Below are 12261 nucleotides of genomic sequence, written 5' to 3'. Positions count from 1 at the left end.
GATGACGCCATGAACGCCAAAATGCTTGTCCTGCTGTTGCTGCCGCTTGCAGGTTGCTCCAGCACTGACTCCAGTGAAACCCAGAACATGCCGGTGCAGATCCTCACCGCCGCACCGGCCAACGCCCAGGCCACCGACATGCCCAAGATCGAACAGACCTTGCGGCCACAGGACGTGCTGGACGTGATCTTCCACATCAGCACCAGCGGCTCGGACGCCTACCACATCCAGTCCGGTGACCAGATCGGCCTGAACTTCACGGCGGCCAGCCAGCTCAACGGCAATCAACTGGTGCTGCCCGACGGCACCATCGAGCTGCCAGGCGCCAACACCTCGGTGAAGATTGCCGGGCTGACCAGTGACCAGGCGCGTGAAGAAATCCAGCGTGCCTATCAACGCAAACAGCTGTTCCAGCCCAACCGCAATCAGCTGACCGTGCAAGTGATCAGTCCGCTGAGCAACGAAACAAACCTCAAAAGTGCCCTGAACCACCCCGCCACCGGCATGAGCCGGGAGATCACCGTGGGCACCGACGGCTATGCGAGCTTCCCGGAAATCGGCGCCGTGCCGCTGCAAGGCATGACCGTCAACCAACTGGAAGCCTTCCTCAACAAACGCTACGCACAATTACCGGGGCGGATGACGGTCGACGTGCTGCTCAAGTCCACGGCGGGCAACGAAATCTATGTGCTCGGTGAAGTCGGCCAGCCGGGTTCCTACCCGATCCGCCGGCCGGTCTCGGTGCTTGAAGCGCTGACCCTGGCCCGCGGCAGCAACGCCAAGGCGCGGCTCGATTCGGTGGTGATCATGCGCCGCAACGGCAATCAGGTTCAGGCCCGTCGGTATGACGTGGAAAAAGCCCTGGCCGGCGATGCCTCGCAAATCGCCTACCTGCAACCGGACGACATGCTTTACGTGCCCAAGACCAAACTGGCCAGCGCCGGTGAGCTCGCGCGGCAACTGGCAGACGTGGTGTTGTTCCAGGGTGTCGGCTTCAGCTTCGGCTACCGCGTCGACGACAAAGACAGTGACAGCAACTAACTCTCAGGTGACCTGACATGAATCCAAAGGAAAACTACCTGCACGAGTTCTTCAGGATCTTCTTCGCCAACAAGCAGTTGGTGAAGCGGGTATTCCTGGTCTTTGCAGTGATCGCCCTGGTCTTGCCGCTGATGCTCAAACAGAGCTTCGACATCACTGCGCAAGTTATCGTGCAATCGAAAAAACTCTCCCAGGGTGACGCCACCACGTCACTGACCGTGGACAACGCCACCTTCATTCCGCCGTCGCTGGCGGACATGGAAACCGAGAGCAACATCCTGCGTTCGCCGGCCCTGATCCGCCAGACCATCAGCGAGCTGCGGGAAAAGGGCGAATACAGCCCTGCCCCCAGCGTGTTCAACAAACTGGTCCTTCAGCCAATCAAACGGTTCATCACCTCGCCGTTGCGTGAGCACGTGATCAATCCGGTGAAAGCCGCACTGGGCATGGAAACCGATCCAGTGCGCGACACCACGCTGGATGCGTTGACCCAGGAGGCCATCGACAAACTCAAGATTGAAACCCTGCCGGGCTCCAACGTGATCTCGATCATCTACAGCTTCGGTGATCCGCAACAGGGCACGAAGTTTGTCGCCGCGTTGCTGCAAAACTACCTCGCCAGCCGTCAGGAACTGCAATCGATCGACTTGCCGCAGACCTTCTACGAAACCAAGAAGCATCAATATCAGCAACGCCTTGATGGCCTGGAAGGTACCCGACTGGCATTGCTCGAAGGCGTCGGCTCGTCCGACCCGAAGGAAGAAATCACCTTCCGCCTCAACGCGATCAACACCGAGGAGCAAGCGCTCAACCTGTACCAGGACCGTCGCCTGCAGAGCCAACGCTGGCTCGACTACCTGAAAACCAGCCTCGCCGCCGCCAGCAATAACAAACTCAACGACTACACCTTCCCCTACACCTTCACCACCACCGTGGACAACGTGGCGTTTGAAGATCGCGAGATCAAACAGATGGGTGAAGCCCTGACCAATCAGGTCAGCCGCTACATGAACGACCTGGCGATCTTCCAGCCAGGCAGCGAGCCGATGTTGCTGACCCGCGAGCAGATCTCTCGCACCCGTCAGCAGTTTTTGAAAGTGGTCAGTAACCGGATTCAGGAACGCACCAACGACCTGGCGATTGTCAGCTCGGTGATCGACCAGAAGACTGCGCGCATTGCCGAATTCAAAAACCGCATCCACCAGTTGCAGGAAACCCAGAGCAAGCTGCGGCAGATGGACACCGAGATCGACGCCTTGCACGCTGCGTTCTCCACCTACGCGCAGCGCTTTGCCGAAAGCAGCACCGCCCGTTCGCTGGACAACGACCTGTCCAACGCCCGTGTCCTGAGCCCGCCGTACGAACCGACCGAAGCGGCGTTTCCAAAGCCGCTGCTGATCATCCCGTTCGGCTTGTTCACCGGTTTGCTGTTGGCGATTGCCCTGGTCTACGTGCGTGAGTTCTTCGATCACCGCTTCAAGGCCCCGGCGCAAATCACCCACGAATTGGGCTTGCCGGTGCTGTTGGTCATCAACGATCAGAACGTCGAACCGGCCAATCCGCACAGGAACTGGTCTGTGCCAAGCCTTGTGCATTGGGTGCGCAATTGAACGCGCCGCTCAACCCTGCCACCGCCCTGCCGATCATTCATTTGCTCAGCAGCGGTGGGTTCTATGGGGCTGAGCGGATGCTGCTGGACCATTGTCTGGCAACGCCGGGGCAGCACCAGGTGCTGTTTCTCGATGCGCCGCCAGCACTGATCGCCCGGTTTCGCGAGGCCGGGGTGGACTGCCTGAGCTGTGCCGGACTGGGGGCGTTGCTGGCGCATTTGCGTCAACGCCGGGCTGAGCATCCGCTGATCAACACGCACAACTTCAAAGGCCTGTTGTTTGGCTGGATCTGCGCAACGCTGTTGCGCTTGCCGCTGGTGATCACCCAGCACGGATTCACCCCGCGCAGCCGCAAGCAGAAGTTCTACACCTGGCTGAGCCTGCAACTGTGCCGCACCGCTTCGGTCAATCGCGTGGTCTGCGTCGCCGAAAGCATCGCCACGCTGTGCCGCCAGGCCAGCGTGCGGGCGGACAAACTTCAGGTGATTCCCAACGGATTGCCGGCCGCTGCCGCCGTGTTGTCGCACGACTTACCGCAAAGCGTTGATCGACAGCGTTGGCTGGCTGGCTACGTCGGGCGCCTGAGCAGTGAAAAAGGCCCGGACCTGTTTCTCGATGCGCTGATTCCACTCTGTCAGCAACACCCACAACTGAACGCCGTGATGCTCGGCGATGGCCCGGAGCGGGAAACGCTGCTGGCACGGATCAACGCCGCCGGTTTGCAAGCGCGCATCACCCTGCCGGGTTATCAGACCGAGATGAATGCGTGGTGGCGCCAGCTCGATGCGCTGGTGATCAGCTCGCGCACCGAAGGCACGCCGATGATTTTGCTCGAAGCGATGCAAGCCGGTGTTCCGGTGGTGGCGTTCGGCGTCGGCGGGATTCCCGATGTGCTGCAAGACCGGCACAACGGCTTGCTGGCATCACCCGCCGACAGCACCGCCCTCGCCCGCCAGATCAGCGCCTTGCTCAGAGAACCGGTGTTGGCACAGATGCTGATCGACAATGCAAAACGTACGCAACGGGATCGTTACGACCTCAAGGCCCTGGCCGAACGCTGGTCGCAGCTGTATGACCGTACTGCACGGGAGGCACGCGCGTGATTTTTCCACTCTCGATCGTCAGTCTGCTCGGCCTTGTCTGCCTCGGTTTGCTGGCCAGTCCTTATCCGTATCTGGCTCCGGGCGCGGTGTTGGGTTTGGTCGGCGTCGCGCTGCTGTACCGCAAGCCCACCTGGGGTTTGCTCGGGATCGCGGCGCTGGTGCCGTTCGAGGGGTTCTTCAAGGACAGTTCGCTGTCGGGCACCAAGTTCATCGGCGCGTCGCTGGCGCTGATCCTGATGCTGCAACTGGCCCTGCGGCAGATTCCGTCCGAACGCCTGCGCAGCAATATCTGGCGCTACCTGATCGGGTTTATGGTGCTGTACCTGCTCAGTCTGTTGAACACCGACGACATGGGCATGTCGATGGGACACCTGCGGGAACTGAGTGTCGGCCTGATCCTGTTTGTGATCACACTGCTGATCGGCCGTGAACTGAACCTAGACCTGTTTGCCAAACTGGTCACCGTCAGCGTCACGATGACGTGCGTGCTGGCGATGTTCTCCAGCAAATATCAGGACCAGGGGCGCGCCGCCGGGTTGCTGGAAGACCCGAACGCCTTTGCCATGCTGATCTCCTTCGCCGTGCCGCTGGGCTTGTGGCTGGTGATCCGCAGTCCGAACCTGTTGCATCGACTGGTCTGGGGCGGTTGCTGTGTGTTGCTGCTCGGCGGCATGACCAAGACCGAATCGCGCTCCGGGCTGGTGGTGTTGTTTCTCAGCCTGATGATCGGCGCCTGGCACTACCGCGCCGAGTTGTCGCGTATCCGCCCACGGCACCTGGGGTTTGCCATGCTCGGCTCGGTGATCGTGATTGCGTTGGCGATCTATGCGATGCCGGCCGGTTATGTCGCCCGCATCCAGTCCCTGAGTATCTTGAGCGCGGGGCCCAAGAGTCAGGATGAATCCCTCGGTCGCCGCGCGTCATACATTGTGGTCGGCAGCGCGATGATTCGCGAGAACCCGCTGCTGGGCTCCGGCCCCGGCACCTTCCCGCTGCACTACGCCACCACCGGTTATGCCAAGGCGTTTTCCGCCAACCGCAAAATCGGCGACCTGTACCGCCGAGCCCACAATACTTACCTGGAAATCTTCAGCGAACTGGGGATTCCCGCCGGCCTGTTGTTCGTCGGCATGCTCGCCCTCGGCTTGTACAACCTGATCCGCGCCCGCCGCGTGTGGATGCAGCGAGATAACCGGGAACAGGCCGATTTGATGACGCACCTGGCGATGAGTTTTCTGGCGTTGAACCTGTTCCTGATGTTCCTCAGCGCACCGAACCAGAAGTACGTGTGGATCATGCTCGCGCTGACCAGCGTGTTGCGTTTGAAAGCCGAAGAAAGCCCGCCCAGGGAGGCCAAGGCATGAGCCGAATCAGCATTGTGATTCCGATGTACAACGAAGCGCGACACATCGCCCGCACCTTGCTGGCCGCTCAAAAAGCCGCGCACGCCGCCAATCTGGAATGTGAGTTGATCGTGGTCGACAACGGCTCGCAAGATGAAGGTCCGCAAATTGCCCGGCAATTCGGTGCTCAGGTGCTGGTGCAGCCGGGGATACTGATCGGCGCCCTGCGCAATCGCGGCACGGCCGTCGCCACTGGTGAGTGGCTGGCGTTTATCGACGCCGACGTCGAAGTGCCCGAAGACTGGCTGACGCAATTGATCGATATAGAAAGAACGGGGCAAGCCGATGTGTTCGGCCTGGATTTGCACACCCCGGCCCAGGCACCGTGGTACGCCACGGCCTGGCAACGTCGCACATTACGCCCTGCGGCTGAGGGCGTTCGCACGGTGGATTGGCTGCCCAGCTCCAACCTGCTGATGCGACGCAGCTGGTTCGACAAGGTCGATGGCTTCAACGAAAGCCTGCGCACCGGCGAAGACAAGGATTTCACCTTGCGCCAGCACATGGCCGGCGCACGGCTTCTGGCGATCAATGAAAGCGTGGCCCTGCACTGGGGCTACGAAATGAACTGGCGCGAGTGGATGGGCAAGGAAATGTGGCGCCAGAGTAGCCACGTGCAATTGCTCCGCACCCATGGCCTGAGCCTGCGATTGCTGCGCTTTCCCCTGTTGTCGCTGGTTGCATGGCTCCTGGATTTCCTGGCGATCTCTGCCTTGCTCGATGGCTTCCCGCACCATGCGGCGTTCATGTTGTCGCTGACGTTGTTGCCGGCGCTGATCCTGAGCGTGCGCCAGAGCCACAAGCATCGCGACCAGTTCCTGACCCTTCAGCTGTGGGGCCTGCACTGGGTGCGCCTGCACCTGGCCGGCGCCGCACTGGTTCTCAGCCTGTGTCATTGGAATGCCAGGAGGCCCGCCCGTGGCTGAATTCATTTTCTGGTCGTGCCTGCTGCTCCCGGTTTACGCCTACCTCGGCTATCCACTGTTGCTGACCCTGCTTGCGCCGATGTTTGCGGTGCGGCGTCATGCCGCGCCGGAGCCGATGAACGTGAGCGTGGTGATTGCCGCGCACAACGAAGCGCGGCACATCGAACACAAGCTGCGCACCCTGCTTGCCCAGGACTATCAGCCGGCCTCGCTGCAGATCATTCTGGCCAGCGACGGCTCGACCGATGACACGGTGGCCTGCGCGCGCAAAGTGGTCGACCCGCGCATCACCGTGCTCGACCTGCCACGCCAGGGCAAGGCCGCGACGCTGAATGCCGGCGTGGCACTGAGCACTGGCGATATCCTGGTATTCACCGATGCCGACAACCAATGGTCGCGCGACACCCTCGGCCATTTGCTCGCGCCGCTCTGCGATCCGCAGGTCGGTGCCTGCGCCGGGCACATGGTGATCCCGGTCACTGGCAAAGGCTTGAGCATCGGTGACAGCCTGTATCGGCACTACGAAGGCTGGCTGCGCAGGGTGGAAAACCGCACCGGCTGCATGGTCTCCGCCGACGGCGCTCTATTGGCGTTGCGTCGCGAGTTGTTCCAGAACGTGCCGGCGGAGGTCAACGACGACTTCTTCATCAGTACCTGCGCGCCGGTCGCGTTCAAACGCATTGTCTATGTGCCCGAGGCGCAGGTCATCGACCACGGCGTCGATGAAGCGGACAAGCAATTTCGCCGCCGTCAGCGCGTCACCGTCGGCGGTCTGCAAAGCCTGGCGCATCGCCGCGAGCTGCTCAATCCGTTCAAGCATGGCCTGTATTCCATTGCCTTGATCAGCCACAAATTGATCCGGCGTCTGGCGCCGATCCTGTTGTTGCCGCTGCTGTTGAGCAATTTCTGGCTGTGGGAAGACCATGGTTTTTATCGCCTGAGCCTGATTGCGCAGGTGTCCGGTTATGCCATTGCCATCGCCGGCCTGCTGGATTCGCAACATCGCTTGCCCAAACCCTTTCGCCTTGCCGCGTTCCTGCTGGTGACCCTGGCCGGGATGAGTATCGGCCTGTGGCAGTTCCTGCGCGGCCAGCGGTACGCGCAATGGAATCCCGAACAGAATCGTTGAAAGGACTGAGCCATGGCGATCAAACAATTACTCAAGCGCACCAGTGGCTGGCTCTATCTCAACTCGCCGGTGGGGCGCAATCAGCTGCAAGGCGCCGGGGTGATCCTGATGTTGCATCGGGTGCTGGCTGACGACCCGGCAGCCGCCCTGCCTCATCGCAATGAGCTGTGCGTCGGGCCAAAAGCGTTCGAACACTTGCTGGTGTGGCTGAAAAAACACTTCGACTGCGTGCCGCTGATGGAGATTTTGCAACCGGGCAAAGTCCGCTCGGAACGGCCGAAAATCACCCTGACCTTCGACGATGGCTGGCGCGACAATGCGTTGAACGCCTACCCGCTGCTGCAAAAATATCAGGTGCCGGCGAGCATTTTCCTCTCCACCGATTTCATCGGCAGCCGTCAGCGGTTCTGGTGGGAAAGCATCGGTGAAACCCTGTGGGGCAGCCATGGGAGACGGGCTCAATTGCTGTTGATCACGAGCCTGCAACAGGCCGGTCGGCCATTGCCCGAGCCATTCGCTGAGCTGGATGTGGAGCGTCGCAGTCTGGCCTTGCTGCATTTTCTGCAAAGCCTGAAAACCCTGAGCCCGATGACGCTGAACCGACTGACCGATGCCTGCCCGGACGAGTCATTGCCCCAAGCGCTGGACTGGCATCAGGTGCGCTCGCTGGAAGCCTCGGGGCTGGTGCGTTTCGGCCCCCATGGCGCCAGTCACGCGATCTTCACCGGTCTTGATGACCAGCGCTTGCACGAAGAACTGAGCCGTAGCCGCGATGCCCTGCGCGACGGTTGCAGCCGCCCGCTGCCGGTCTATTGCTACCCCAACGGCGACAACGATGCGCGGGTGCGCGAACAGGTCGCCGCGCACGGCTTCCCGTTCGCCCTCGGTACCGGCACCGGTATATATCGCGGTACCAATGATCCCTTGAACTTGCCGCGTTTGGGCGTCAGCCAACGCGTGGCATGCAATCCACAGTTGCTGTCGTGGCGTTTGTATCGCGGGGGCCGCGCATGAGCCGTAGCCATTATCTCAAGCATCTGGCCCTGAGCATGGGCACCAAATTGGCGATGATTGCGTTGCGGCTGCTGCGCAATGTGTTGCTAGCGCGGATTCTCGGCCCCAGCGAGCGCGGGTTGTTTGCCCTGCTCAGCACCCTGCCCGACCTGATCAGCGCCGCCACCAGCGGCGGGCTGAACTCGGCAGTCGGTTATCAAGCGGCCAAGCAACGGCCCATGGGCTTGTTGCTGTGTCAGGTGTTGGTGTTCGGCTGTTTGCTCGCGGCGTTGCTGACCTTGCTGGTGGTGGCGCTGGTGCGCGAATTCGGCAGCGAACTCGATATCACGATGCAACTGGGTTTGCTTGCCTGGCTGTTGCTGCTGGCGGTGCCGCTGACGGTGCTTAAAAGCGGGCTGCTGACGCTGCACAACGCCTCGGGCGGCGTAGTCGCGTTCAACGCCTTGCGCCTGATGGAATCCCTGACGCCGCTGCTGTTGTTTCTCGCGCTGTACTGGATGTGGAAAAACGCGGCTCTGGAAGCTGCACTGATCAGTTGGCTGGCGGGGATCAGCCTCGTGGTGCTGGCGGGCTGGGTCTGGCTCAAACGCGAGCAGCCATTGACGTTGCAATGGGACCGCGCCAGTCAGAACGAACTGCTGCGCTTCAGCGCGCGCAGCCATCCGGATTTGTTGTTCCAGCAAGTGATTCTGCGTTCCGATTATTTGTTCATCGGCGCCCTGCTCGGCAGCACTGCGCTGGGGCATTACGCCATGGCCAGCGCCGCCGCCGAGTTGCTGTTGATCGTGCCGGAAGCCGTGACCACACCGCTGATGAAACGCCTGCTGCAACAGGAAGAAGGCATCGACAAGGTCACGCCGCTGGCGCTGCGCCTGACGGCCGCGGTGATGCTCGGCGCCTGCCTGACCATGGCAGTGATCGGTGAATGGCTGATCGTCACGCTGTTCGGTGTGGCGTATCAACCAGCGTATCCGGCGCTGCTGGCGTTGCTGCCGGGGCTGCTCGGCCTGTGCTATGCCAGCATCCTGCGCCTGGACCTTTTGGGCAAGAACCGTCCCGGCAGCATTTCCCTGTTAATGGGCCTCGGCGCCCTGCTCAATCTGGCGCTGAACCTGGTGTTGATTCCGGTCTACGGCATCGTTGGCGCGGCGGCCGCTTCCTCCATCGCGTACCTGGCGGTGACGGTGGCGCTGCTGGTGATGTATTGCCGATTGAGCGGCGTGCCGGTCTGGCAAACCCTGATCATCTTGCCCAGCGACGTGGCGCCCATGCTGCTGATGCTGCAAAGGAAGTCGGCATGAGGTACTTCGCGCTGCTGGTGAGCCTGGGGCTGACGCTCGACGCCTACGCCGGGCCGATGCGCTGGGCGGACATTCGCGACGGCAGTCTGTACCTGCAAACGGAACAACCCGACACGTTGACGGTGCGCTGGACCCCGGCGTGGCAGGCGGACGCCAACGAAGAACATCTGTATCTGCTCGACGGCACAGGCAAACTTCAGGCTGAGCGCAAAATCGCCGCCAGTGAATTGAGCGGCACCCAGAGCTGGCCTTTGGCGCCGAATGCGGCCAGCTATCAACTGGAGATTGCGGGTTACAGCTTTCGCCGCTACACAGTCGAACATAGCGACAGCACGGTGGCGCTGTTTGCCCCCGCCAAGGTGCATTTCAGCGCCGAAACCCACGATGGCGACGAGTTGTACTTCAAAGTCGCGCCGGGTGAACACGCGGTCCTGGCCGGGAAATTCCACGGTGGCGTCAGCGCCCTGCAAGCGCAGCGGGTGGGCGACGGCAAACAGCTGACGGTGGCGCTGAAACCGTATCGGGCCTATTGGCAGTTCGACAAGGTCGAGTTACCTGTCACGCCAAACGAACAAGTGTGGCGCCTGCGTCTGCAAGGCAGCGGCAAGGTCGCGTTCTGGCTCGATGGCACCGCCAACCTGTTCGCCCAAGACGCACAGCAGCTCAAACCGTTGCGCGAAGATGCCGGCGACGTGCGCCTGACCCTGGGCAAAGACGTGCTGGGCCCGACGCCGAACCTGGGCATCGCCCTGCCCTACGTGATGCCACCGCCCGCAAGTTTTGCGGTGCTCGACGCGCTCAACCCCAAGGCCGGCGCCTATTACACCTTTGTCGACGTCACGGCGAAAAAGCCGCAGTACGAAGATGCCTTCCGCCAGCTCTATCAGGACCGCTTCGGCATCACCCAGGACATCACCCTGCTGGCCGGCAGCCAGCGCCAGGCCAATTTGCGCGCCGACACGATGAGCAACGCCGGGCTCGAGGCCTGGCTCGCCTCGACCCGGGCGCTCGGTGGCAAGGGCACGCACTACATCGGTTTTGCCGATGAGCCGAATCTCAACTACGCGAGCTACGCCCAGTACCAAAGCATTTTCAACAACATGGCCCGGCAAGTGCGCAGCAACCCGGCCAACGCCAAGGCCGGTGTGCGCATCGCCATGCCGGCCAGTTCACGGCTGGTCAACGGCCCGTTCACCGACAACGCCGCCGACAAACGCGGGATCGACTGGGCGAAACAGCTGCTGGGGGAATCCGGCGAGCAGATCGACGCACTGGCCTGGCACGAATGGATGATTCGCGACCTGCTGGCGACCCGGGTCTACCGCGACAGCGTGCGCCGCGCCGCCGATCTGGTGGGCCTCGACGGTAAAGGCCGGCCCCGCAAAGCCTTGCTGCTGGACCAGACCAATATGTCCAGCGGCTCCAGCCTGAGCCCGTACGATCAGGACACCCATTTCGCCTCGCTGTGGTGGACTTCGGTCGTCATCAATTCGTCCCGGGACGGTTTGCTGGAGATGCTCAACTGGTTCCAGGCGGCCGATGAACCGAACTACCCCAAGGGCATGTTGAAAGTCCTCGGTGAGGATCGCTTCGAACTCAAACCCGTGGGCTTTGCCCAGCAATTTATTCAGCAGCACTGGTTGCACAACGTGCTGCGGCTGGAGAACGACGCCTTCGAAGTCGATGTGCTGGCCATGGCTGAAGAACATAAACGCAGCCTGTTGGGGGTCAATAAAGGCCGGCGTTTGCAGCATGTGAACTTGAACGGGGTGGCGTGTCCACTGGCCAAAGGATCGTTGCGTTATATGGGCGCGGACAACCGCAGCCGCGACGCGCCCTTCAACTGCCAAAACGGTCGCGTCAGCTTCGATCTGCCAGGGGAAACCTTGTTCGCTCTGAGCTGGAGCGCCTCATGAACACTTCTATTGCTATGCCGCGCATGCCCTCGCCGCGCGACGCATTTCTCCCAACACGGCCCATGCCGTCAGGAGCGCAGAAGATGAGCGTTTTGCAGAAACTCAGCGAACACATCAAACAGAAAGGCCTGAGCGCCACCGTCAAAAAGGTGTGGAAACACTACGTTTTTTTCCACCAGGAACTGTTGTGGATGGAGCGCGACCTGATCAGCCCGGTGCCACCGCACAAACTGCGGCCCTACCCACCCCTGCGGGTGGAAACCATCACCGCGCAAAACGCCGCGGCCTTCACCCGCTATTTCGGTGACCGTGTCCAGACCATGGCCGAACTGGCCCACGAGGGTTACACCGGACACATGCACCTGAACGATCAAGGTGATGCCGTGGCCTTCATCTGGGGCGCGGCGCGCAACTATTACGACAAGCATTACTACGGCTGCTGGTTCCCGGTGAAAGAAGGCGAATTTTTCGAATTCGGTGGCGAGCTGGCGCGTGCCTATTGGGGCACTACGCTCTCGGTAGACCTGCAACTGGAGCTTTGGCACGCCATGCAGGTCCAGGGTTGCCACACCGTGGTGGATGTCTGCGAGTTCCACAACATTCCGGCCCTCAAGCTGCACATGCGCATGGGGTACAAGGAGCAAGGGCGGATCATGAACGTGTACAGCCTGTTCGGCTGGCGCTTCTACCGCGAAACCCGTTACACAGGCTCGCGTCTGGATGCCTTGCGCAAACCGGCGCGTGAACCTGTCCCAGCCTCGGCGAACTGACCTTATGGTGGCACGATTGGAATGGCGCACTTCACTGTGCGCCTCAGA

The 12261-nt window shown here is 61.5% G+C and carries 10 protein-coding genes; all 10 read left to right on the top strand.

Annotated elements, in window-relative coordinates:
• Positions 1 to 9 precede the first annotated feature (9 nt).
• The 10 genes from J2Y56_RS17980 (at position 10) to J2Y56_RS17935 (ending at position 12213) form a co-directional block, all read left to right on the top strand.
• A complete protein-coding gene (locus J2Y56_RS17980) occupies positions 10 to 1041 on the top strand; it encodes a polysaccharide biosynthesis/export family protein (protein WP_310336367.1) in 1032 nt (343 codons plus the stop codon).
• A gap of 17 nt (positions 1042 to 1058) precedes the next feature.
• A complete protein-coding gene (locus tag J2Y56_RS17975) occupies positions 1059 to 2651 on the top strand; it encodes a Wzz/FepE/Etk N-terminal domain-containing protein (protein ID WP_310336370.1) in 1593 nt (530 codons plus the stop codon).
• The gene (locus J2Y56_RS17970) at positions 2648 to 3754 is read left to right on the top strand and encodes a glycosyltransferase family 4 protein (protein ID WP_310351721.1); all 1107 of its coding nucleotides are present in this window, start codon (positions 2648 to 2650) and stop codon (positions 3752 to 3754) included. The genes J2Y56_RS17975 and J2Y56_RS17970 overlap by 4 nt, the downstream gene beginning before the upstream one ends.
• Positions 3751 to 5118, top strand: coding sequence for an O-antigen ligase family protein (locus J2Y56_RS17965; protein WP_310351719.1), 1368 nt, complete (start codon positions 3751 to 3753; stop codon positions 5116 to 5118). Before J2Y56_RS17970 ends, J2Y56_RS17965 begins: the two co-directional genes overlap by 4 nt.
• Entirely contained in the window at positions 5115 to 6083 is a 969-nt protein-coding gene (locus tag J2Y56_RS17960) for a glycosyltransferase (protein WP_310336377.1), read from the top strand. Before J2Y56_RS17965 ends, J2Y56_RS17960 begins: the two co-directional genes overlap by 4 nt.
• Complete coding sequence (locus J2Y56_RS17955) at positions 6076 to 7212, top strand: glycosyltransferase (RefSeq protein ID WP_310351717.1); 1137 nt, start codon at positions 6076 to 6078, stop codon at positions 7210 to 7212. The genes J2Y56_RS17960 and J2Y56_RS17955 overlap by 8 nt, the downstream gene beginning before the upstream one ends.
• 12 nt (positions 7213 to 7224) lie before the next feature.
• Positions 7225 to 8226, top strand: coding sequence for a polysaccharide deacetylase family protein (locus J2Y56_RS17950; RefSeq protein ID WP_310351715.1), 1002 nt, complete (start codon positions 7225 to 7227; stop codon positions 8224 to 8226).
• Complete coding sequence (locus J2Y56_RS17945; protein ID WP_310351712.1) at positions 8223 to 9527, top strand: oligosaccharide flippase family protein; 1305 nt, start codon at positions 8223 to 8225, stop codon at positions 9525 to 9527. Before J2Y56_RS17950 ends, J2Y56_RS17945 begins: the two co-directional genes overlap by 4 nt.
• Positions 9524 to 11443: a hypothetical protein gene (locus tag J2Y56_RS17940; protein WP_310351710.1), complete on the top strand. Its 1920-nt coding sequence runs from the start codon at positions 9524 to 9526 to the stop codon at positions 11441 to 11443. Before J2Y56_RS17945 ends, J2Y56_RS17940 begins: the two co-directional genes overlap by 4 nt.
• Positions 11444 to 11526: 83 nt before the next feature.
• The gene (locus tag J2Y56_RS17935) at positions 11527 to 12213 is read left to right on the top strand and encodes an N-acetyltransferase (protein WP_310351708.1); all 687 of its coding nucleotides are present in this window, start codon (positions 11527 to 11529) and stop codon (positions 12211 to 12213) included.
• Positions 12214 to 12261 lie beyond the last annotated feature (48 nt).

Origin of the sequence: Pseudomonas sp. BE134 (genome assembly GCF_031456105.1) — a bacterium.
Classification (GTDB): domain Bacteria; phylum Pseudomonadota; class Gammaproteobacteria; order Pseudomonadales; family Pseudomonadaceae; genus Aquipseudomonas.
This window is presented reverse-complemented; position numbering and strand designations above follow the sequence as displayed.

Coding starts and splice junctions, on each gene's coding strand:
- J2Y56_RS17940 (WP_310351710.1), top strand. CDS start 9,524: ATGAGGTACTTCGCGCTGCTGGTGAGCCTGGGGCTGACGCTCGACGCC.
- J2Y56_RS17945 (WP_310351712.1), top strand. CDS start 8,223: ATGAGCCGTAGCCATTATCTCAAGCATCTGGCCCTGAGCATGGGCACC.
- J2Y56_RS17960 (WP_310336377.1), top strand. CDS start 5,115: ATGAGCCGAATCAGCATTGTGATTCCGATGTACAACGAAGCGCGACAC.
- J2Y56_RS17950 (WP_310351715.1), top strand. CDS start 7,225: ATGGCGATCAAACAATTACTCAAGCGCACCAGTGGCTGGCTCTATCTC.
- J2Y56_RS17980 (WP_310336367.1), top strand. CDS start 10: ATGAACGCCAAAATGCTTGTCCTGCTGTTGCTGCCGCTTGCAGGTTGC.
- J2Y56_RS17975 (WP_310336370.1), top strand. CDS start 1,059: ATGAATCCAAAGGAAAACTACCTGCACGAGTTCTTCAGGATCTTCTTC.
- J2Y56_RS17935 (WP_310351708.1), top strand. CDS start 11,527: ATGAGCGTTTTGCAGAAACTCAGCGAACACATCAAACAGAAAGGCCTG.